Source organism: Chroococcus sp. FPU101 (assembly GCF_017312365.1).
Classification (GTDB): domain Bacteria; phylum Cyanobacteriota; class Cyanobacteriia; order Cyanobacteriales; family Microcystaceae; genus Chroococcus.
Genome location: NZ_BLJI01000018.1, coordinates 67564 through 89511 on the forward strand (window position 1 = coordinate 67564; position 21948 = coordinate 89511).

The 21948-nt window shown below is 39.4% G+C and carries 20 protein-coding genes; 13 read left to right on the plus strand and 7 right to left on the minus strand.

What is annotated here, in order from left to right; genetic code table 11:
• Positions 1-79: 79 nt before the first annotated feature.
• A complete protein-coding gene (locus CFPU101_RS15695) occupies positions 80-937 on the minus strand; it encodes a sulfotransferase (RefSeq protein ID WP_206816279.1) in 858 nt (285 codons plus the stop codon).
• A 242-nt stretch (positions 938-1179) separates the two neighbouring features.
• Here CFPU101_RS15695 and CFPU101_RS15700 point away from each other — a divergent pair, with 242 nt between their 5' ends.
• The 3 genes from CFPU101_RS15700 (at position 1180) to hisB (ending at position 5121) form a co-directional block, all read left to right on the plus strand.
• Positions 1180-2913: an NFACT family protein gene (locus CFPU101_RS15700; protein WP_206816280.1), complete on the plus strand. Its 1734-nt coding sequence runs from the start codon at positions 1180-1182 to the stop codon at positions 2911-2913.
• Between the two features lie 261 nt (positions 2914-3174).
• On the plus strand, positions 3175-4479 hold the full coding sequence (gene hisD / locus CFPU101_RS15705) for a histidinol dehydrogenase (RefSeq protein WP_206816281.1): 1305 nt from the start codon (positions 3175-3177) through the stop codon (positions 4477-4479).
• Between the two features lie 6 nt (positions 4480-4485).
• The gene (gene hisB / locus CFPU101_RS15710; protein WP_374191963.1) at positions 4486-5121 is read left to right on the plus strand and encodes an imidazoleglycerol-phosphate dehydratase HisB; all 636 of its coding nucleotides are present in this window, start codon (positions 4486-4488) and stop codon (positions 5119-5121) included.
• 485 nt (positions 5122-5606) lie between these two features.
• On the opposite strand, the gene CFPU101_RS15715 is transcribed toward hisB, so the two are convergent.
• Positions 5607-5807 carry a hypothetical protein gene (locus CFPU101_RS15715; protein WP_206816283.1) on the minus strand — a complete coding sequence of 67 codons (201 nt, stop codon included), beginning with the start codon at positions 5805-5807 and terminating at the stop codon, positions 5607-5609.
• Positions 5808-6123: 316 nt separating this feature from the next.
• Between CFPU101_RS15715 and CFPU101_RS15720 the strand changes: the two genes are divergently transcribed.
• From CFPU101_RS15720 to CFPU101_RS15735, 4 genes are all read left to right on the plus strand, one after another.
• Entirely contained in the window at positions 6124-6300 is a 177-nt protein-coding gene (locus tag CFPU101_RS15720; protein ID WP_206816284.1) for a hypothetical protein, read from the plus strand.
• Positions 6301-6464: 164 nt separating this feature from the next.
• Positions 6465-7958 (plus strand): NHLP bacteriocin system secretion protein, encoded by a 1494-nt coding sequence (locus tag CFPU101_RS15725; RefSeq protein ID WP_242578027.1) that lies wholly within the window; start codon positions 6465-6467, stop codon positions 7956-7958.
• Between the two features lie 19 nt (positions 7959-7977).
• Positions 7978-8148 carry a hypothetical protein gene (locus CFPU101_RS15730; RefSeq protein ID WP_206816285.1) on the plus strand — a complete coding sequence of 57 codons (171 nt, stop codon included), beginning with the start codon at positions 7978-7980 and terminating at the stop codon, positions 8146-8148.
• A 22-nt stretch (positions 8149-8170) separates the two neighbouring features.
• Positions 8171-10327, plus strand: coding sequence for a hypothetical protein (locus CFPU101_RS15735; protein WP_242578028.1), 2157 nt, complete (start codon positions 8171-8173; stop codon positions 10325-10327).
• Position 10328: 1 nt separating this feature from the next.
• Here CFPU101_RS15735 and CFPU101_RS15740 read toward each other — a convergent pair whose 3' ends face one another.
• From CFPU101_RS15740 to CFPU101_RS15750, 3 genes are all read right to left on the minus strand, one after another.
• On the minus strand, positions 10329-11948 hold the full coding sequence (locus tag CFPU101_RS15740; RefSeq protein WP_206816286.1) for an alpha/beta hydrolase: 1620 nt from the start codon (positions 11946-11948) through the stop codon (positions 10329-10331).
• Between the two features lie 43 nt (positions 11949-11991).
• Positions 11992-13716 carry a SulP family inorganic anion transporter gene (locus tag CFPU101_RS15745; RefSeq protein WP_206816287.1) on the minus strand — a complete coding sequence of 575 codons (1725 nt, stop codon included), beginning with the start codon at positions 13714-13716 and terminating at the stop codon, positions 11992-11994.
• Positions 13717-13944: 228 nt separating this feature from the next.
• Positions 13945-14157 (minus strand): hypothetical protein, encoded by a 213-nt coding sequence (locus tag CFPU101_RS15750; RefSeq protein ID WP_206816299.1) that lies wholly within the window; start codon positions 14155-14157, stop codon positions 13945-13947.
• A 101-nt stretch (positions 14158-14258) separates the two neighbouring features.
• On the opposite strand from CFPU101_RS15750, the gene CFPU101_RS15755 reads away from it, so the two are divergent.
• From CFPU101_RS15755 to CFPU101_RS15765, 3 genes are all read left to right on the plus strand, one after another.
• Positions 14259-14711, plus strand: a complete 453-nt coding sequence (locus CFPU101_RS15755; RefSeq protein WP_206816288.1) for a DUF29 domain-containing protein — start codon at positions 14259-14261, stop codon at positions 14709-14711.
• An 88-nt stretch (positions 14712-14799) separates the two neighbouring features.
• Positions 14800-15525, plus strand: a complete 726-nt coding sequence (locus tag CFPU101_RS15760; RefSeq protein ID WP_206816289.1) for a ferritin-like domain-containing protein — start codon at positions 14800-14802, stop codon at positions 15523-15525.
• A 148-nt stretch (positions 15526-15673) separates the two neighbouring features.
• Entirely contained in the window at positions 15674-16837 is a 1164-nt protein-coding gene (locus tag CFPU101_RS15765) for a pyridoxal phosphate-dependent aminotransferase (RefSeq protein ID WP_206816290.1), read from the plus strand.
• Here CFPU101_RS15765 and lpxB read toward each other — a convergent pair.
• A complete protein-coding gene (gene lpxB / locus CFPU101_RS15770; RefSeq protein ID WP_206816291.1) occupies positions 16821-17990 on the minus strand; it encodes a lipid-A-disaccharide synthase in 1170 nt (389 codons plus the stop codon). The two genes, CFPU101_RS15765 and lpxB, sit on opposite strands and share 17 nt — an antisense overlap.
• Before the next feature lie 101 nt (positions 17991-18091).
• Positions 18092-18922 (minus strand): photosystem II manganese-stabilizing polypeptide, encoded by an 831-nt coding sequence (locus CFPU101_RS15775; protein ID WP_206816292.1) that lies wholly within the window; start codon positions 18920-18922, stop codon positions 18092-18094.
• 193 nt (positions 18923-19115) lie between these two features.
• Between CFPU101_RS15775 and CFPU101_RS15780 the strand changes: the two genes are divergently transcribed.
• The 3 genes from CFPU101_RS15780 to CFPU101_RS15790 all read left to right on the plus strand — a co-directional run bounded on the left by CFPU101_RS15780 (position 19116) and on the right by CFPU101_RS15790 (position 21805).
• Positions 19116-19484 (plus strand): hypothetical protein, encoded by a 369-nt coding sequence (locus CFPU101_RS15780; RefSeq protein ID WP_206816293.1) that lies wholly within the window; start codon positions 19116-19118, stop codon positions 19482-19484.
• A gap of 253 nt (positions 19485-19737) precedes the next feature.
• Positions 19738-20247, plus strand: a complete 510-nt coding sequence (locus CFPU101_RS15785) for an MgtC/SapB family protein (RefSeq protein WP_206816294.1) — start codon at positions 19738-19740, stop codon at positions 20245-20247.
• A 118-nt stretch (positions 20248-20365) separates the two neighbouring features.
• Entirely contained in the window at positions 20366-21805 is a 1440-nt protein-coding gene (locus CFPU101_RS15790; RefSeq protein ID WP_206816295.1) for a phosphoglucomutase/phosphomannomutase family protein, read from the plus strand.
• Positions 21806-21948 lie beyond the last annotated feature (143 nt).

Below are 21948 nucleotides of genomic sequence, written 5' to 3' on the forward strand. Positions count from 1 at the left end.
TAATTTATCTCAAATTGTATTTGAAATTAATTTTAGTTTATTTACAATACATCTGCAATTTCGACTACTTAACAAAAATTTACACAGTTAGCCATTTTGATAGGTCTTTATCGATCAGACCCTGAAGCCTAAGGATTTCAGGACGATAGATTTCTATCAGTTTAGCGCGATCGTCCGAAGACAAAGTCGGTTTATAAACACTCACTGCTTTAATTTTTGTATACAGGTTATTCCCGAATGGCTTTGGTAGTATCTCTAGTAGACGTTTCGTTATATTTTGTGCTTTCCCTGGTTTGATAAATAAAGTGTAGAGAATTTTATTTTTAGGAATACCATTATTTCGGTATCTTTTAGCCATATCAACTTTAATATTGGGTTCGACCTCTAAAAAAGTAAATAGATCTTTAATAAATTCTTCAGAATTATTAAGTAAATCTTCATAAAAGAGGATTTTAATGTTCTTTGAGTCAAAGGCTTTAAAATAATGAACAAGTTGGGAATAATAAAATCCTAGTTTGACAAAGTAATTGCTTTCATAAATTAAACTCTCAAAGCTTTGTTGCTGTTTATTTATATTGTAGTGCATTAAATAATCTGAAAAAGCTCGATTAGCTGGATCTCTCAAAATAGCAATAATTTTAGTGTCAGGTAGAATTGAATGGATTGATTGTGCCGAAGTGGGATCACTGTAATAAGTGGTCGAGATTTCTCCTATGATTGCATTTTTTGGAGCGTCTTTAAATAATTCTTGATATTCTTCTAAATTCTCAACCGCTCCCCATTTCTTATTTTTGGCGCGGCTGCTTTCATTTAAGAAAAAAAATGTTTCTTTCTTAGGACACATATAAATGTTTGGATGTTGAGATAAGTAGTGAAATAAAGAAGTAGTTCCACACTTACCGGCTCCAATGATTATAAAATTGGGTAATTTGCTCATTTTAAAATCCCGAACTTAAGCAGCAACGTAATTAAATACCTGAGAATATACAACATAATCCAAAATTTTACAATTTTTTAAAATTGCTCTTGCTTCTACAAAGATCGTAAATTAATTTAAAAACATTTATATTCTAAAAATGGAAGGCTTTGAATCGAATGACCTAAAATGAACAAAGAATAGAGAAACATTTAAACCCTGGATAGAAAAGGGAAGATAACTTGCTCTAATTATTAAAAAGAATGCAATCAGTCGATTTTACAACGCTTACCGCTTCTTACACCGAACTACGCTCACAATGGTTACCCAGCCGACTAGAACAGGTTTATCAATGCGATCGCTACACCATTGCCTTAGCATTACGAACCTTGAAAAAAAGAGCTTGGTTAACCGTATCTTGGCATCCCCAAGCAGCGAGAATTAATATCGGAGATCCACCCCCCAAAACACCAGATACCTTTACTTTTAGTGATCAACTGCGACATCAACTTAATGGATATGCACTCACAGTAATAGAATTAATTGCACCTTGGGAAAGAGTTATTGACTTTCATTTCGCCAAACGTCCTGATGATCCCCCAGTCTGGCATTTATATGTAGAAATAATGGGTAAATATAGTAATGTCATCCTGACTGATGCGAGTAACCAAATTATTACAGTAGCTCATCAAGTCACTGCTTCACAATCTACTGTCCGTACAGTGCAAACGGGACAACCCTACGAACTTCCTCCACCGTTATTCGGAACCAACCCCAGTCTAGAAGAATCGTTTAGCAGTTGGCAAGAGCGAGTTAGCCTCATTCCCGATAAAATAGAACGTCAGTTAATCAAAACCTATCGCGGTGTTAGTCCAATTATTGCCCGTTTTCTGCTTAAAACTGCCCAAATTGAGCCGCAAACAACCACAGATCAACTAACCCAAACGAACTGGGAAATTCTTTTTCAAGCATGGCAACACTGGCTAAATATTATCAAAACAGAATCATTTCAGCCAGGGAGGACAAAAACAGGATATACCGTATTAGGGGGAGAAGATATAGAACCTGTAGAGAGTGTGCAATCTTTACTAAACCGTTACTATACTGATTATCTTAATCAAGAATCCTTTCAACAGCTACGTCATCAACTCAGTCAAAAGATTAATGCTATTTTAGGGAAACTCAGACAAAAAGCCAATACTTTCACAGAACGCTTACAACAGTCGAAAAATGCGGATCAATATCGAGAACAAGCGGATCTTTTGATGGCGTATGTTTACCAATGGGAAGCGGGAATGTCTTCCATTACTCTATCTGATTTTGAAACAGAACTCCCCATAACCATTCCTCTTAACCCAGAGAAAAACGGCGTACAGAATGCCCAAAACTTATATAAACAACATCAAAAGCTAAAACGTGCCTTCCAAGCGGTTCAACCTTTATTAGATGAAGTATCAGCCGAAATTCAGTATCTAGAACAAGTTTTCGCTAGTTTATCTGGGTTAGAACAGTATCAAACCCCAGATGACTTACAAACTCTAGAAGAAATTCGAGACGAACTGATCGAACAAAATTACTTTGAATCACAACCGCGTCCCCGAAATAGTACAGATGAATCAAAACCCTATCGTTATCTGATGCCATCAGGATCTGAAATTTGGATCGGTCGCAATAACCGCCAAAATGACATCCTAACGTTTCGGACTGCGGGGGACTATGATTTATGGTTTCATACCCAAGAGATCGCGGGGAGTCATGTTTTATTACGTTTACAACCAGGTTCCGTTCCCGATGAAAGTGAATTACAACTCGCAGCAGACTGGGCGGCTTATTTTAGTCAATCTCGTCAAAGCGCACAAGTTCCTGTAGTATACACAAAACCGAAATTTGTCTATAAGCCAAAAGGCGCAAAGCCAGGAATGGTGATTTATAAGCAAGAGCAGGTTTTATGGGGTTCTCCAGAGCGTGTTACAACATACCTCAAAAATTTAGTTTAGGAAAATTTCTTTACTTTTTTTTACAAAAGTGTGTGTCTTCTGTTACAATTTTATTACGAAATTAAAAAAGCTAACGATTTGGGAACGTAAGACTTTGGAATTTCCGTGCGATGACAACAAAATAATGATTATGGAAAAAGCCAGTGATTGTCTATCAATAGTAATAGCGATCGCTGGTAATTTATTTTCAGCAAAAATCGCTCCTGTTTATAAGCGACAATAATTAAAGATAGACGAAACAAATTCAAGGAGTAAGGGTTAGTGATCAGAATTCTGAAACTAGCACAGATGACAGCAGCAGAACTCACCACACTTAAAAAACGGGCTGAGTTAGATATCGATAATGCCCTCTCTATTGCTAAAACGGTGATTGATGAGATACAACTTGAGGGTGATAAAGGCGTAATTTCCTATGCCAGAAAATTTGACTATGAAGGCGCAACGGTAGAAAATATAAGAGTTACAGCCGAAGAAATAGAACAAGCAGAACATTTAATCGAACCCGAAGTTAAAACCGCACTCGAACAAGCTTTTAGAAATATTCATGAAGTGCATCGTCGACAAATGCCCGAAGAAATTCAACTCGGCGAAATTTCTCCAGGGGTCTTTGCTGGTGAAAAAATTACTCCCCTTCCGAGTGTTGGTTTATATGTACCTAGAGGGCGTGGCGCATTTCCTTCGATGATGTTGATGTTAGCCATTCCTGCAAAAGTAGCTGGAGTACCTAGAATTGTCGTCTGTACCCCTCCCGATAAACAGGGCAATGTTGAACCCGCTTCCCTTGTGGCGGCAAAAATGGCAGGTGTGGACGAAATCTATAAACTAGGGGGCGTACAAGCGATCGCAGCTATGGCTATCGGAACCTCAACCGTCGCAAGGGTTGACAAAATTACAGGCCCGTGTAGTATCTATGGGGCTGCCGCGAAACGTATTCTTTACGGTACTGTTGATGTGGGTTTACCTGCGGGGCCGAGTGAATCAATTGTACTAGCCGATGAATATACCGATCCAAAACTGGCAGCGATCGATCTATTAATTGAAGCCGAACACGGTTCAGACTCAGCCGCCTTACTCGTGATACATAGTGAAGAAGTAGCCCAGAAAGCGAGTCAGTTTGCGAGTGAATATATTCAACAATTACCCGACTGGCGACGTGAATTTTGTGAACAAGGACTAGCCGCTTATGGTGGAATTATTCTAACTTCTAGTTTAGAAGAATCGATCGCTTTTATTAATGATTATGCCCCTGAACACTTAGAAGTCTTAGTCAAAGATCCTTTTGCTATCTTGGGACAAATTAAAAATGCAGGTGAAATCTTACTCGGTGCATATACGCCTTCTTCTGCTGCTACTTATGCTATTGGTGTTAATGCAGTATTACCGACGGGAGGGTTTGCGCGTTCCTATTCGGCAGTATCCGTCTATGACTTCCTGAAACGTTCTACCCTAGCCTATTTGACTTCTGAAGGCTTTGAAAAGTTGAAAACCACAACTACAACTCTAGCTAATTATGAAGGCTTTCCCGCACATGGTCTAGCCATCACCGAACGCGAAAAACTATTGTAAATTTTTATTACAAATACTATGCAAATTACCGATAAACTGCTTCAGATACCCACTGGACGGATCGCCACCGTTAGCCGTACCACCAAAGAAACCGATGTACAAGTGAGTTTAAACTTAGACGGACAAGGAAACTGTCATGCAAATACGGGCGTTCCTTTTCTCGATCATATGCTACATCAAATCGCCTCACATGGCTTAATCGACCTAGAAGTCAAAGCTACTGGTGATATAGAAATAGATGATCATCATACCAATGAAGATGTAGGGATTACAATAGGACAAGCCCTCTTTCAAGCATTAGGCGATCGTAAAGGGATCATTAGATTTGGTCATTTTGTTGCACCTTTAGACGAAGCTTTAATTCAAGTCGCCTTAGATTTTTCTGGAAGACCACATCTAAGTTATGGTTTAACCATTCCCACCCAGAGAGTAGGCACCTATGATACTCAACTGGTGCGGGAATTTTTTGTAGCGATCGTCAACCATAGCCAAATGACCTTACATATTCAACAATTAGATGGCATTAATTCCCACCATATCATCGAAGCCACCTTTAAAGCCTTTGCACGATCAATGCGAATGGCACTCGAAATCGATCCGCGTCGCTCTGATGCAATTCCGAGTTCTAAAGGAGTATTGTAAAGAAATTTTCACTATTTATTTACTACAACCAAAGCTTTTATAGGAGTTAGTCTCTTAATAACGCTCTAAACCCTGATTGATGAAAATGATGATCAGCAGTCAGGGAATCAGTAATTCCTCGATTCTCCATTACTATGAAAGATATACAGTCAACCAACCCCCACTCCTTTCTCGTTGCTTATACAAATTGAAAGCAGCCTTGTATAAATTATACGTTAATAAAACGACCTCAATATTTGGATCAGTTTCAAGTGATTCCAAAAGTTGAATTGCGGCTATTCTGTATTTTTGTTTAGAAAGCGCATTCCCTATTTCTAACAATATCGCCTGAGTTGTCACTTAATGAGTTTTGTTAGCCTCAAGCTGATTAGCAATTTGAACAGCCTTTACATGGGTTTTGATCTGTAATTGAAGATAAAGCAATTGCAAAAGAAGTATCCAAAAAAACTTCAATCATTAATAGAAAGGTTTTCGCCATATAAGTATTAATCAATGTTTTCTGACCAACCTGGTTCACCTTGCAACTGCAAAGATTTAGCAGTTTGAAGAAATGACTTGGGTTGTTGTTCTTCGTCGGGTATAACACTTTCAAGAATAATCCGAACTCTTGTACCTGCCTTTATGTTTAAAGGTACTTCCAGCTGAAGGGATGTGCCATCAAATATAGCTTCTAGTTCTTGGAGCATAATTATCTAAAGGCGATGGACTATCTTCAGAATTTTAACAGGTTTAATTGCTTAAGATCTTTTCTTCTATCTAAACCTTTAAATACTCACTCCAATCTCTCCAAATGTAGCTCACCACACCTCACACCGAAAGATATTGGATAGAATGTAGAAAATGTTGTTCATGCTTGACAAATCGATCCCCGTCGGGCTGAGGCAATTCCCAGTTCTAAAGGAGTATTGTAAAAAAATACAGTAAGATTTGTCATTAGTTTTTTGATAACTACTACAACATCTCACTTGTAATTAATCTTAAAACATGATTGGAGAATCTATCATGAAACAAAAAGAATTAAATGAACAAGAACTTAAAGAAATTTTAGAATTAGCTAAAGAAGCTGAAGACAAAGCTAAAAAAATGAATGAATTATTAGGATTCACAGTGTTAAATATCAGCATTGTTACGAAGATACAAAGATTAAAGGCGTACAAGAGTATCGCTCTATACAAATAAGTCTGGCTTAAGTCTCTGCGCTATCAACTCAATAGGATAACAAAGAGAAGATTATCGATTTGATACTAATGTTGAAAAAAGTGTAACTGCTCGCCAACAGAATCAAAATTACGATAAACTTTAGGCATCTTTAAAAAATGATGGCTGGAGATTGAATTAAATCTATGTCTAATCATTCTTTTTCACCTGCCGAACGTGAAGGCAAAGACCAAACAGCAACAGAACTTCGACAAGATACAACTCAAACCGAACTAAATAATAAAAACGCTCCAGAGATTAAAGAAATAGAGCCTAGTGGAAGAGCACGGGAAGTTCTACTGCGTTTAATTCCCATTGGGATTCTACTCGGAGGATTTACTTATTGGGCGATCATCGGGGAAATTCCCAATCATGTACAGGGACGGGCAGTTATTTTGATTCCTCGATCAAATGTTAATATTCAGCCGCGTCAAGGGGGACGGGTTTTAGCCTTAAATGTTCGCTCAGGAGATCAAGTCAAAAAAGGACAAGTGTTAGCCGTTTTAGAATTTCCAGAATTAGAGACACAACTACAAGATAAACAACAAAAGTTAGCCGATCTCAAAAATCAGAATCAACGAGTTAATACGGTTGAAGTGGATCGCCGTCAGTTACACGAAGAAGCAATAGAACGCCAACGTCAAGCCAATTTAGTACAGATTAAGGCTCTTGAGGAACAGCTTGCCAGTAATCAGGCACAGCGCGAAGCTTATCTTCATCATCTTAAATACCTCAACAATTTCCAAAACTCGACCGATCAGCGATTGGAAGCTTACGAAACATTGGTCAAAGAAGGGGCCCTTGCACGATTAGATTTTGAGTCCTATCTATTTCAGTTTAATAAACTAGAAGCTTCTAACTCGATCAATCGAGTGCAAGTAGAACTAGATCGACTCAATGGAATTAATGAAAGTTTACGAGCGCAGTCTTTAGCATTAATAGCTCAGAATAATGTACTCGCAACCGATCAACGCCAAGTCGAACTCCAAGATACATCCAGTGATATCTCGCGTTACAATGCGATCGCCGATCAACAGCGAGAAATCAACACCCTAAAAACTCAAATTCAAACTAATAAAAATGTAGTCAGTCTTTACGATGGCAAGATTTTAGAGATAGCCGTTAATCCAGGAGAAGTCCTAGCTGCAGGGGGTCGCATTGGTACTTTAGAAATCGCCAACTCTAACACCAAGACTAATGTAGTCGCCATGTTTCAAAGTGGGGATGCTAAACGATTAAAACCTGGAATGAAAGTGGAAGTTGTTCCAGATCTTTATGATCGTGAACGCTATGGCGGGATTATAGCGAAGGTCGTCGAAGTTGGGGAGCAACCTGTAACATCAGCCGAACTGACTAATTTAGTAGGCAGTAATGAACTCGCCTCAAAGCTACTTTTAGGAAGAGATGAGGATGATCGAGACAAGCCAATCCCCACCAATGCTAGTGTTACCGAAGCAATTTTAGAATTACAAACCGATAAAAATACACCAAGTGGTTATCAGTGGACTGAAGGCACTGGAACGCCTCATCCAATAACGAATGGAACGACAGCAGACGCACACGCAGTAGTCGAAAAACGTTCTTTAATTAGTTATCTTAATCCTGCTTTTCGTTGGATTACAGGTGTTTATCATCGCTAATCGAGGTTAAAAATCAAATATGGTTAAAAAGCGTTCTAGATGGTGGGTTTGGTGGTTTAAATGGTGGATCATCGCAGCGACAATTATTTTTATCATTATGATTAATAGTGAGCCTCCTCAGCTTTGGTTCTGGCTGGTCACATTTTTTGCTTTGATTTTGTATGGGATTGAACGAGCAATTAACAGGTGAGTAGCAGGAGGTATAAAAACCCGTGGATATTAAAAACTCACTGATTCTTAAACAAGGCTTAAAGTTTGCTCTCGGTGCAACTCTTTTAACCCTCTTTTTCTGGCATCGTTCAGATCTGTTAGATAACTATATTTATCCTGTTTTTGGTTACGTGTCAGTCGTGATTGAGCCAGTTATAGGAGGTGCAATCATCGCAGGTTTGGGACGCTTGGGAGGGAGTGCTTTAGGTGGTTTCATTGCGGCTATCTTGATCAATTCTTATGGGATTAATGGTGCAGGATTCTATATTATTCCAGCACTAACCTATATTTTTGCGGCTCTAATTTGTGAAACCTATCGATGGCAAGCAGCATATTCCCAAGCGACTCTCCTCGGTGCTTTGATTGCAATGAGAGCAGTCGGAACATCAGGACAACAAAACATCTGGCTTTACTTACGATCGCGGCTTTTTGATAACTGGATTGGGATCGCTTTTGGGATGGCTGTCACTTTATTATTCTGGCCACAGAGTACCCAAAATAACTTAAACCGAAACTTAATTCAAGTTTTACAAGATATTCCTCGTTTGTTTAGAACAATCATTGATTGCTATCTAGCCATCGATTTAGCAGACAATGGTACTAATTTACTCAATCGTATTCAGAAGGCAACACAATCTAGCTTCAAGATTTTAGCGGGTTCTTCTCATGAATTCGAGAGTGAAACGTTGGTTCAAGAAAACTGGAGTGGAATTTTAGCGATTCAAAGTCAATTAACTCGGCAGTTAAGCGATCTAATAATATTAAAAAAGCAGCCACAGAACTTAGCACATCAGTTTACGGTTGAGTTAAACCAATTAGCTGAACATCTAACTCAAAGTTGTAAGGCTTTAATCAATCTTACTCATTCAAAAAAACTATTGACAAATTATCAATTTTATCATGCTGAACAAGATTTAGAAGCCATTGAGGGTAAACTGAATCAGCTACGAGCTAACGGAGACATTGATCGCTATCCCGTCCCAGAAGTTTTGGAATTTTACCAATTTCTCCAGTTAGTGACTCGATTGAATCAAGAATTGCAGTTGTTACAGGATAAATTAATTCATAAAGCAGAAGTCACCACAACTTATCAGCGATCGTCTTTGATCACTTTCCCAAAATGGACTCCTTTGTCCCTGAAACGAGTTTTAGAAATTGTAGGATTAGGGCTGATTATTGGAATGGTGCTGGCGATTATTCGTCATATCGAGTTTCCCTATCCTTCAGCCTATGAGAAAGTGGCTGATATTATCGTAGTTGGTCTAATCGTGACAGTCATTCAACCGACACGAGGGCGAGCGATCGCGCTTGCTTTAGCCGCTACGATTTCTTTATATGTGACACTCTTTTTGATCTATCTAATAGCCAAATCCTTTGGTTATAACCCTTTTAGTAGTGGGGTTGTCTATTTTTTCACATACATCAGTTGTACTGTCATGGGGTTTACACCAGTCGCTCGTATTGGAGCTATTGTAGCCGCCGATGCTATTGGTAAGGATATTTTTCCCTACTTCGAGCAAGGGATTAAAGCGGCACTAATTTCGGTTCCGATTGGTGCATTTTTAGGAGTCGTACTCACAATCTTATCTGTACAAGGATCAGCTTCAGACGGCTTAGAAGAAAGCTTTTCTGTAACCTTTAAACAGATGGGCAAGTTATATCAAAGTTTATTAAAGAATACACTTTCAGCAACGGATATCACTCAACTTAAAAGTGAAATTGCACAGGCGATCGCCAAACATCCACCCTTAATTAAAATGGCGAGTCTTGAACAAATTTCTAGCGTCTTAGCAACTCAACACAAAAATCGTTGGAATATCTTACTCGACTACGAACAAAAAATCTTTGCACAACTGGGTACATTAGAAGATTCTGTAGGGCAACAGCAAATTTTACCGGAATTACAGGCAATTACACAACGAACCGCAAATGCTTTTAATGATATTGCTGAGGCGATCACGAGCCAAATGGTTCCTCAATTTCCTGATTTATCCTTGTTGATACAGGAGATAGAAACAGTTGAGGAGAAATTATTAAGTTTACGGATAGAGAGTCGGAATTATCCCTTAGAAACGTTAATCCCTTTAAGCTTAATGTTGATGACGATTAAAGCGATCGCCACCACCTTAAATCAAATGAGTCGAGATTTATTAACATAAACTATTTATTCTGAAAATCCTGAATCGCCTGACTTAAAGCAGGTTCGGCGGCCGAATCGATGATATAAAATTTAAAAGGCTGATTTTGGCTGAGATATTCCCCGTAAGCAGAGGATAAATACGGGCGAAATTGAGCATTATTAGCAGTATAAACCTCAAAAAAAGCGATACTGATGGGATGCCGATAACTAGCAAGTAAGTTAGGATCAGCAAAGGCTAATTTAGGAATTGCTTGTAAGCCTTGGGTCACACCTGCATCGAGTTCAGATATATTAATATGGGCTTGTCCTTCTGCTAATCCTAAATATTTATTCGGTGTGGTTAACCAAGTAAAAGTACGAACTTGCTCTAAAACAAACGGTGTAGCTGGATCAAAATTGCCACCAACAACCATTAAAGGAATCTGAATTTTGGCTAATCCTTTTTGACCAAAAATGGTACTTTCTACAGGATTTTTCAGCAACACAGCATTTACTCTAGGATCTCTAAACGAGTAGGTTTGGCGCGGCAGACTCAAAGCGCGGCACTGAAGGAATAATGAGACATTAAGACCACTATAGGGAAGATCGCATTCTGATTTTAGATAATCCCAAGCAATTTCGGCTCCCGCAACGGCTAAAGCAGTATATCCCCCAAAGGAATGTCCCGCAACTCCGACATTTTCTGTATCTAATCGTCCACCAAACTCTGATTGATTGCGACGTTCTAATTCATCGATCAGGAAACTGATATCTTTGGGACGATCAATAAATTCATTAACATCGAAAACTTCTTTAGCATAGCCGTCGAGGAAAGCCTGTTTTCGTGGCGCATCACTACCCGTATGTTGTGGAATGGCAGCAACAAAACCGTATGAGGCTAGATGTTCGGCTACATCCTCAAAATATTCGGGTGAAGCACCTAAGCCATGAGATAGTATTACAACAGGAGTTTTAGGAGTCCGCCAAGTTTGGGGAATATAAAAAAGTACAGATAAAGTACGCCCTCGACTCGTATCTGTTAAAGTAACGGTTTCTTTGCGGAACTTATATGTACCTTTTTGGCGAAGATTAGGAAGTTGTTGAAAATCAACGGTGTTAGACTGTGCTTCTTTTGCTGATAGTTGCGCCATTTCCTTAGTAAAATAGTCCGTTGCTTCAATAATGCGATCAATAGTTCTCTTGAGTCCGATCAGATATTTCCCTTGTAACTCGATATCAGTAGGGAACTTCCGCAAAACATTAAGTAATGTTAAACCTTCTGGCTCAAAAGCAGCTTGTACGATTGCCGCACGAAGCGCATATTTACCATTTTCACCCCCTGGTATTGTAATGGCTCTACCCATACGAGTTAGAACATCTTCACCCATTGCGCTGTTAAAAAAACGAGACAGCATAACTGGACTGACTTCAATCGGTTTTAGCAAAACTTCTCTGAATTTTTCCTGTTGTTCTGAACTTGCTCTAGCTAGAAAAAGTTTTAAATCAGCATTAATCTTACCTTCTCTAGCAAAGGTTTCTAAAGAATCGACCTTGACTGGCTCATCTAAAGGCCCATAGAGCAAAAAGATGTTTTCGGCAGCTACAACAGGGAGAGCCGTCAGGAAAGCCGAACAAAAACTAAAAGCTAGTGTTTTTAGCATAATTTTCAATAAAAAAATTTGTTGATGTTTTATTTGTACGAGTTTAGTTTCTCATTTGATCGATAGATTGAGAGCAAAAGGCTGATACGGCTGATCCAATAGTCGGAAAGAAGCGTTCTTGACCCATGATTTCAGTTAGTCCATTGCGTTTTAGCATTCTATATAAAGGACTCTTCGCCCTAGCAACAACTAGAGTAATTCCTTTTTCTGCTAATTCATGACAAAGGTCTTCAAGTTTAGCCGCCGCCGTTGTATCAATACCCGCCATGAACTCAGCATCTAAGACAAACCAGTCAATATTTGCTGTCTGAGCCACTACAGAACGCACTCTCGCTTTAAAAAAGTCTGCATTAAAAAATAGGAGCGATGAATCAAATCGATAAATTACTAGCCCCGAAATAGTCTGAGCATTAGCCTCCTCCTCGATATCATGAAACCCATCTACCCCTTGAATTTGTCCAAGAACCGCATCATGGGGTCGCGATGCTTTATGAACTAAATGAATGATTGCTAGTCCAATAGCAATTAAAATACCTTTAAGAACCCCGATCGTCATTACTCCAATCATCGTTAAAATAGACAGGCGAAATTCTGGAATACTAATCCGATAAAGTCGCTTAAGAGATTGAAGATCGAAAAGTCCTAAAACAGCACTAATCAGTAGAGCAGATAAAGCAGTAATCGGTAAATAAGCCAAAGGCGCCGTCAAGAATAGCAGCACTAGTATCATAAAAATCGCTGCCGCAATACCTGTTAATTGGGTTTTTCCGCCAACAGAGTCGTTGACAGCAGTACGTGAATCAGTGCCACTCACCGCAAAGCCTTGAGAGAGACCAGCAGCAAGATCAGAAATGCCCAGAGCAATTAATTCTTGATTAGAGTCAATCTCATAGCGGTTCTTCATGGCAAAGCTTTGGGCTGTAACCATCGCGCTATTGAAGCTAACAAAAGCCAAACCCACCGCACCTAAGATTAATGGCATCAAGTCACTCTGTTGTATCAGAGGAATTTTTAAAGGCGGTATTCCAGCAGGAACTTTACCAACAATGGCGACTCCTTGTTGAGCAAGATTGAAGAAAATAGACACGGCGATCGCAAAAATTACTCCAATTAAAGCAGAAGGTAACTTAGGAGCAAAGTGTTTGAGGATTCGTAATAAAAAAAAGACAGACAAACCAACGGCAAGTGTTGGCCAATGCGTTTGATCTAGCTTAGAAAAGAATTCAGCTAGTAGATGAAAGAATCCATCGGATTGTAGAGAAAAACCGAATAGTTTCCCCAACTGTCCCACAATAATGCTCAACGCAATCCCATTTAAGTAACCAGTAAGAATCGGCCTTGATAAGAAATTGGTCAAAAACCCTAGTCGAATCAATCCGCCAATGATGCAGAAGATCCCGACTAACATCGCCAAGACCATTGATAGAGAAACATATCGCGTCATATCTCCTATCGCCAAAGGTGCTAAGGTTGTAGCAACAAGAGAACAAGTAGCGGTATCAGGGCCAACGATTAGTTGTCGAGATGTACCAAAAAGAGCATATACAATCAGTGGGAGAATGCTGGCATACAAACCATGAACAGGAGGCAACCCCGCTAGTGAAGCACAAGCAATACCAATAGGTACAGCAACTGCCGCCACAGATAACCCTGCTATAAGATCACTTTGTAGCCATGCAGAATTATAATTACGGATTGCTGCTAGACCTGGCATCCATCGAGATATCTGCTGCCGACGGTTTGTACGAATCTGATGAGTTTTTGTCATTCTTTTTCTTACACTCACTTCACGCTAGTCTGTCAGTCTGTTATTAAAGGCAACAACTAAAATAATCCTAGCTAAAGTTTTGAACCCTAGAATAATTCTCTCAATCACTCTATGTGTAGCTAACCACACCCCGTACCGAAAGACATTAGATAGAGTGTAGAAAACGTTCTCTTGTATTTTTCCTTCTGATGATTTATTCGGCTGTTGTCTCTGTGCAATCTATATTTCTTAACGAATTGTTTTATTAACAGATTCACTCGTTGGAAATGCTTTAGCCACATCAGGATCGAGTAATACAACATTTGTCCCTGCTTGATAACGCTCAACATACTTACCGCAAACACCTTGCCCCATTTGACTAAAATCATATTCAGGGCGTAAATCATCCTCTAGCTCGAAATAGTTTCCTTCTGCATAAAATCTTCGTTCATTTCGAGTTATTTATATAGTGCGTTGCTCAATAGTAAGCAACATTGAGCGAGAAAATTTTGACTCATTGTAAATGTAATAACATAGTAAGGGTAGTAATTTTATCTAAAAGCATGACTACACCCACTACACAGGCTCAAAAAACATTATATGAAAAAGATTTTTATCTGTGGCTACAAACTACGACAGAGTTACTCAAAAATCAGCAACTTGAGCAAATCGACTGGGAAAATTTAATAGAAGAAATCGAAAGTATGGGAAGAAGTGAGAGAAAGGAAATAAAAAGCCGTTTAATCATCATCATTGAACATCTTCTCAAACTTGCCTATTGGGAGAGTGAAAAAGAATATAATTCTCGCGGTTGGCGTAATACGATTATTGAACAAAGAAGACAGATTGATCTCACTTTAGAAGATAGTCCCAGTCTTAAAGCTGTATTATCTGAGAGTTTTCTAGACTGCTATCAAAAAGCGAGAACGGATACACTTCAAAAAACACAACTTTCTCCGAATGTGTTACCATCCGAGCCACCTTTTACCTTATCAGAAGTTCTAAACCCTGAATAATTTCCTCAATCCCTCCAAATGTAGCTAACCACACCTCACACTAAAAGACATTGGGTAGAATGTAGAAAACGTACTCAACACCGAATCCATGAATCTCTTCACAAGTATCCTTCATACTTTGGGATCTGGGGCTACTGCCTTCATTATGGCCCGAAATCTATGTGATCCCCAAACTCGTCCTAATACTCTAGCAGGTTTCCAACTCGCTGAATCTGGTGCTGTCCCTTTTTTAGAAACCCTACAACAACGCGCTATTGATGAGGGTGATCAATGGTTAGCCGAAAAACTAGCCCGACACGCATCTGATGAACGCAGACACGGACAGATTTTTGCTCAAGCTTTAAAACGCATGGGTAAAGAAGTCATTGATTCTAAAGAACTCGCCAAACAAAACTCCCAAGAACGCAGAAGCTCTTTTTTTGATGCTTATTTCAAAGGATACACACGAGAAGAACTCAAAGGCGATAACATTGATTGGCTCGTTTTTATGGGAAGTACCTATATCCTCGAACTCGATGCCTGTAACGATTTTACTCGCATGGCCAGAGTTTTAGGAGAAAAAGACGAAGCACTAAAAAAAGGAATTTATAGTGTCGCCCAAGACGAAAAAGGACACGCAGCTTATCTTTATGAAGCGATGCAACGCCGTTTATCGACTGCACAGGTAGAAAACCTCATTGATGAATGGCGTGGCCGTAAAATCGATGCAGTGATGGCGATGGTGAAAAATTATCTTGAAAAAGGAACCTCACAACGAGCGCTCGTTACAGAAGGTACACCGAATCAAGCTGACATGGAATTAGCATCAGCTTAACCTAAAAGTCACGGTCATTAGTGATTTTATCTAAAAAGTAAATCACTAATGATTCAATTCTGTAAAAAATCTTTTTCTACTCTGTAAGACATCAGACAATTAGTATTATAGACAACACAGAACTTTAGACTAACAACTATAAACAATCATGAAGTTTGCCTCAAGAGTGACTAACGTTGTACCTTCTCTAACCCTTGCTGTTGATGCAAAAGCCAAAGCAATGAAAAAGGAAGGCATCGATATTTGTAGCTTTAGCGCTGGAGAACCCGACTTTGATACACCCACTCACATCAAAGAAGCTGCAAAAAAAGCCCTCGATGAAGGTAAAACGAAATATGGCCCCGCTTCTGGTGAACCTGCACTCAAAGAAGCCTTAGCAAAAAAACTTCAAGAAGAAGACCATCTAAATTTTAAACCTGAAAATATTATTGTGACCAATGGTGGTAAGCATTCACTTTTTAACTTAATGCTTGCTCTTATTGAAGTTGATGATGAGGTGATTATACCTGCTCCTTATTGGGTGAGTTATCCTGAAATGGTTACTTTGGCTCATGGTAAGTCGGTTATTGTACCAACGACTGTCGAACAACATTATAAAATTACGCCCGAACAACTCCGCCAAGCTATTACGCCAAAAACAAGGATTTTTGTTCTAAATTCACCATCTAACCCGACGGGTATGGTGTATACTCCCGAAGAACTGCAAGAATTAGCCAAGATTATTGTTGAAAAGGATATTTGGGTCGTTTCGGATGAGATTTATCAAAAAATTCTCTATGATGGGGCAGTTCATCGCAGTATTGGTACATTAAATACAGAAATTTTTGAGCGAACTATTGTTAGTAACGGTTTTGCTAAAAGTTACGCGATGACAGGATGGCGCGTTGGTTATATTGCAGCAACAGAACCCGTGATCAAAGCAATGACAACCGTTCAGAGTCATAGTACCTCAAATGTTTGTACTTTTGCTCAGTATGGAGCGATCGCAGCCCTACAAGGCCCCCAAGACTGTCTAGCTGAAATGTTACACGCTTTTACCGAACGTCGTCAATATATCGTAGAACGAGCGAAAGCCATTCCTAATTTGAGTTTTTTAACTCCCAATGGTGCGTTTTATTTATTTCTAGATATTAGTCAAACAGGTTTAAAATCGATTGATTTTTGTCAAAAATTATTAGAACAGCAGAAAGTCGCGGCTGTCCCTGGTATTGCCTTTGGTGCAGATGATTGTATCCGTTTATCCTATGCGACTGATCTAACTACCATCGAAAAAGGGATGGATCGTCTTGACAAATTTATTCATTTGTTGTAAAGGAAAACTCTAAGATTTCTTGGGCAGCGCGATCGCATACACCCACGTCCCCTAACTTCTCACGCATTTCTTGATAATCAGCGAAAATTTGTTGACGGCGTTCGGAATTGAGTAATAAATCTAAAGATTCTTCCACAATATCTTCAGGTATCGCTTTTTCTTGGAGAAATTCTGGAACAAGATCCCGCATCACCACTAAATTAACGGGGGACATAAAAGGAATCGAAAATTTAAAAATTCTTCTGGCTAACCACATGGTTGATTGACTGACTCGATAAATCACTACTTGTGGTACATTTAACAGCGCGATTTCTAGATTCACGGTTCCCGATTTGGTAATGGCTAAATCAGATGCAGCAATCACTTCTAGGGTTTTCCCTTCAAAAATTGTCGCGTTTAACTGATATTTTTGTACTGCTTTGTAGATAGCCGAACGATATGCCGCTAAAGAAACGGGAATATAAAAATGTGCTTGGGGGATTTTGGCTTGTATTTGTTGCGCGGCTTCACACATCACAGGTAATAGATATTTTAACTCTTGCTGACGAGAAGCGGGTAAAAAGGCGATCGCTACTTGTTCGGGTGCAATGTTTAATGTTAAACGAGCTTCTTCACGACTTGGTGCATCAGCGATACGATCTAATAAAGGATGTCCAACCCATGTGACTGAAACCCCTTTTTTCTCAAAAAATCGGGCTTCTTCGGGGAAAATCGCTAATAAACGATCAGTAATACTAATAATTTGTTGAGTAGTACGTTCGGTAAATGTCCAGACCCAAGATTGAGGAGCAATATAATAAACAATGGGAACATGGGGCAGATAACGACGAACATAGTTCCCAATTTCAATATTAGGGCCAGCATAATCAATTAAAATCAGTGCATCTGGCGGATGTTCTCGTAAATACTTTCTAGCTCGTCGTTGGATCTGCCAAGTTGGAATAACAAACGGTAAGGCTTCAACTAATCCCAGAGAACTGAGTCGAGTCGTATTACCTAAAAGTGTAGCACCAGCTTCAGCCATGCGATCGCCCCCTAGAGCCAAAATCTCTAAATCAATACCTTTTATAGTTGCTTGACGTATCAATGCAGCAACGAGTAATGAGCCTTGTAAATCGCCTGAAACTTCGCCAGTACTAATAAAAATTCGCATTACTACCTATCAAAAATTTTCTCTAAGTCTAAAACAATAAGGAACAATCCCCACTAAAAATGGTAAATTGTCCCTTATTATCCATATCAGTAAAGCAGAAATTAAACTCTCGGCTCTACGCGGCCATAAAAAATACCACGAACTTTAACTTCTCTGGCATCTCTGGCACCTAAATCAGTATCAGAAGGCTGCTCACTCTCAAATACACCTGCAATTTCCCCTGTAGTGGAATCAACTTTAGTGATTTGAAGAGACATCGTTCCTTTACCCATGTCTGTTTTCTTCACATTGGCGCGGTTATAATCTGTATCATCACCACCAGCCGGAAGCGCAACAGCACTATCATAACCTGTTACCACACCACGACCTTTAGGATCTAAGAAACCCGCACCACGATAAGAAGGTACTTTAAAAGTTCCTTCAAAATCAACCGAGCTATTGATCGAGCTAAAACCCGCTTCAGTTTGACCAGTAAAAGATTTTATTGTATAAAAGAAGGGAACTTCTTCACCACCCGGTAATAAAACGGTAATCGGTTGGAAATCAATACCATCTAGTTCTTTAAACGTTAGAGTTCCGTCAGTCCCTACATTCAATTCGGCTCTGATTTGCTCTAAGCTAGTAGTTGAACGAGTCAACAGTTTCCCAGGAACAAATTCTGCGACTTGACGTTTATTAACGGGTTCTTCTTTAACAAAAAATTCTTGGGGTTCTAAACACAAATCTGAAATGAGATAAGTTTCACCCCGTTCAATGGGAATTGAACTACGGGTATACTCAGAGATTTGAGGACATTTATTCGCTAGTCCAGTGTTTAAAATCTCATCATAAGTCAATTGATCTCTGTTTAATGTCGTGGGAGCATCGCTGCAAGCAGTTAAAATCCCAAAGCACAAGGCTAAAAAAGCTACAATTAATGAACGATACCTCATGTCAACCTCATTGTTTCATTCTCCAATTTCGCCGTCTTGTCCATTTCAGCATTTTGGACAAGTTGTTACGGGTTCATCGGGATCTACTGTATCAAATTTAGATACCCCTCTATACAAATCCCTGACAGATTTAAAGACTCTTTTCTTTTATCATTGAGATGACTGCTGAACACGAACGCATTAACAGCTAAACATGAACGACGCTCAAGCTTGGAATAGCCCCGAATTTACCCAAAAACTACAAGACATTACAACTGTAATTCAAAATCTAGCCCAAGAACAGCAAGGCAACTGTCAAGGTTTATTGCTGTTGCTAAGAACCCTTGAGCATCTTCATCGTGATATTAGAGAACAACTCTTTGAACCTTCCTTACCCAACACACGCAAGGATGTCTACAGTTTGTTACGAGATATCGAAGAATCTGGCGGCTGGCCTTATATTGAACGAATGCGCCTTAAAGAAATAATGAATCATTTTTTGACCGAAGAAAGTGGTCATTCGCAAGCTCAAGCATTAAAAAACGAAAAACAACAAACTGAACCGCTAACAGAATTAGAGTAAAAAACGTCCGAATAACTTTTTTTTGAGAAATCAGTAATAAGGTTGAGTGATCAATCAATACTTCACTGTAGCGGGATCACTCATCAAAATTCTACGTTTAATCAATCATAGTCCTATTAAATTGGATTTAGTATGATTCCCCCGCTAGCAGAATTGTATTGAATTCTAATTACAAATTATTTAGAATACAAACAAAGCTTAACCTTGCGTTAACTTTTTATTAAAATTTACTTAATTAAAAAAGGGGTGTAGGATGTTTTTTAGCTCTGATGATTGGCCGAGTATGATTTTTCGCCTAGTATTAGCTGTTTTAGTTGGTAGTGCTATTGGATTAAACCGTCAGCGTAGTGGTCGTCCTGCGGGTTTGCGAACCTTTATGATTGTTAGTTTAGGGGCTGCTTTATTCGTTATGATTCCCCTACAAGCAGAACGTGATCTTGGATACGCTTCATCGAATGCACTCAGTCGTACAATCCAAGGAGTGGCTTCAGGTGTTGGATTTTTAGGCGCGGGAATTATCCTACAACAGTCCCATCGAGAATTAAATAAAGTTGAAGTAAAGGGATTAACCTCAGCCGCAGCGATTTGGTTAGCGGCAGCATTAGGGGCAGCAGCAGGTTGTGGACTATGGCGTATGGTGTTAGTGGGTCTAATCTTAACTTTAATCACGCTTAGTGGTGTCAAACAATTAAAGAAGAAAAAGCTTAGTAAGTTAGTTTATCGGTCAGAAAGCGCGAAAATTGTCGATAAAGAACTAAAATAATCCTCAAAAAATCTATGCTGATGTCTAATATCTTAAAGAAAAAGACGCTAAGAATATTGATTGGCTTTTTGATCACCTTTACAATTTGTTGAAAAGTCAAAATAGTTGAGTCGGTTTCATGTTTACCGTAAATCCTATCAAATTTGGAACAGATGGCTGGCGAGGTGTCATTGCTGCTGATTTTACCTTTGAGCGAGTCGCCCTTGTTGCTCCACTTGCGGCTCAGGTATTAGCAGATAATTATGGCTCTGTAGTAGGATCTCGTCGAATTATTGTCGGTTATGATCGCCGTTTTATGGCCGAAGATTTTGCCCTAATTGCGGCTCAGGCAATTAAAGAGGCAGGTTTCGATGTTTTACTGAGTAATTCTTATGCACCAACTCCTGCCTTTAGTTGGGCGGCTAAAGATCAAAATGCTCTCGGTGCGATCGTCCTGACAGCCAGCCATAACCCCGCCAAATATCTCGGTTTAAAGGTTAAAGGCTATTTTGGGGGTTCGGTTTCTCCAGAGATTACTCAACAGATTGAAGAAAGATTAGCTCAACCCACACCCACAGCAACACAAACTGGCTCATTATCTTATTTTGAACCTTGGTCTAGCTACTGTACAGAACTTAAGAAAAAAGTCAATATCGATTTAATTCGCAAAGCCATTACATCAGGTCAACTGACGGTATATGCTGATGTAATGTACGGAGCCGCCGCAAGTGGTTTAGAACGTCTCTTAGAGTGTCCTATTAAAGAAATCAATGGTAACCGTGATCCCCTGTTTGGAGGAGGCGCACCCGAACCCTTACCCCGTAACCTAACTCAGATTATGGAAATGATTGCAACAGCATCGAGTCAGGGTGATTCAGCTTTACGGGTTGGTTTGGTGTTTGATGGAGATAGCGATCGTATTGCAGCAATAGATGGACAAGGAAATTTTCTGAGTTCTCAAATTCTGATCCCCATTCTTATTAATCACCTCGCAACTCACAAAGGGATGACGGGAGAAGTTGTTAAAACCGTTAGTGGCTCAGATTTAATTCCTCTTGTTGCAAAAAGCTATAATTTGGCTCTTTCTGAAACGCCGATCGGTTATAAATATATTGCCGATCGTATGTTAACCACTCCAGTATTAATCGGTGGAGAAGAATCAGGAGGTGTAGGCTATGGGACTCATATTCCCGAACGAGATGCCCTTTTATCGGCTCTGTATGTCCTAGAAGCCGTTGTAGAATCAGGAAAAGATCTATCAACCCTTTATACCCAACAACAAGAAAAAGCAGGTTTTGACTCAGCTTACGATCGAATTGATTTACCATTAGCGAGTATGGAAGTTCGCGCTAGACTACTCGAATCTTTGCTTAATGAACCGCTTAAAGAAATTGCAGGACGTTCAGTGATTGATTGTTTAACGGTTGATGGCTATAAGTTTCGGTTAGCCGATCAAAGTTGGTTACTGATTCGTTTTAGTGGGACTGAACCCGTTTTGCGTTTATATTGTGAAGCACCGACTATAGAACAAGTCCACTTCACTTTAGACTGGGCGAAACAATGGGCTAATTCTATATAAAAGATAAATGGTAGAGACGTAAGGGATCGCGTCTCTACTGTCAATCAACAATTCAGTTAAATTGGATTTTGATTTATGGCTTGAAATGCTGAATTGGCATTTTCTAAAGCTTGACTGACTGCCTCGATTTTCTGTTCGATCTG

Bases quoted from the DNA above. Each gene is read 5' to 3' on its own strand.
- CFPU101_RS15700 (WP_206816280.1), top strand. From the start codon at position 1,180: ATGCAATCAGTCGATTTTACAACGCTTACCGCTTCTTACACCGAACTA.
- CFPU101_RS15790 (WP_206816295.1), top strand. From the start codon at position 20,366: ATGTTTACCGTAAATCCTATCAAATTTGGAACAGATGGCTGGCGAGGT.
- CFPU101_RS15740 (WP_206816286.1), bottom strand. From the start codon at position 11,948: ATGCTAAAAACACTAGCTTTTAGTTTTTGTTCGGCTTTCCTGACGGCT.
- CFPU101_RS15745 (WP_206816287.1), bottom strand. From the start codon at position 13,716: ATGACAAAAACTCATCAGATTCGTACAAACCGTCGGCAGCAGATATCT.
- CFPU101_RS15760 (WP_206816289.1), top strand. From the start codon at position 14,800: ATGAATCTCTTCACAAGTATCCTTCATACTTTGGGATCTGGGGCTACT.
- CFPU101_RS15785 (WP_206816294.1), top strand. From the start codon at position 19,738: ATGTTTTTTAGCTCTGATGATTGGCCGAGTATGATTTTTCGCCTAGTA.
- CFPU101_RS15715 (WP_206816283.1), bottom strand. From the start codon at position 5,807: ATGCTCCAAGAACTAGAAGCTATATTTGATGGCACATCCCTTCAGCTG.
- CFPU101_RS15775 (WP_206816292.1), bottom strand. From the start codon at position 18,922: ATGAGGTATCGTTCATTAATTGTAGCTTTTTTAGCCTTGTGCTTTGGG.
- CFPU101_RS15695 (WP_206816279.1), bottom strand. From the start codon at position 937: ATGAGCAAATTACCCAATTTTATAATCATTGGAGCCGGTAAGTGTGGA.
- CFPU101_RS15765 (WP_206816290.1), top strand. From the start codon at position 15,674: ATGAAGTTTGCCTCAAGAGTGACTAACGTTGTACCTTCTCTAACCCTT.
- CFPU101_RS15720 (WP_206816284.1), top strand. From the start codon at position 6,124: ATGAAACAAAAAGAATTAAATGAACAAGAACTTAAAGAAATTTTAGAA.
- CFPU101_RS15780 (WP_206816293.1), top strand. From the start codon at position 19,116: ATGAACGACGCTCAAGCTTGGAATAGCCCCGAATTTACCCAAAAACTA.
- lpxB (WP_206816291.1), bottom strand. From the start codon at position 17,990: ATGCGAATTTTTATTAGTACTGGCGAAGTTTCAGGCGATTTACAAGGC.
- CFPU101_RS15730 (WP_206816285.1), top strand. From the start codon at position 7,978: ATGGTTAAAAAGCGTTCTAGATGGTGGGTTTGGTGGTTTAAATGGTGG.
- CFPU101_RS15725 (WP_242578027.1), top strand. From the start codon at position 6,465: ATGTCTAATCATTCTTTTTCACCTGCCGAACGTGAAGGCAAAGACCAA.
- CFPU101_RS15755 (WP_206816288.1), top strand. From the start codon at position 14,259: ATGACTACACCCACTACACAGGCTCAAAAAACATTATATGAAAAAGAT.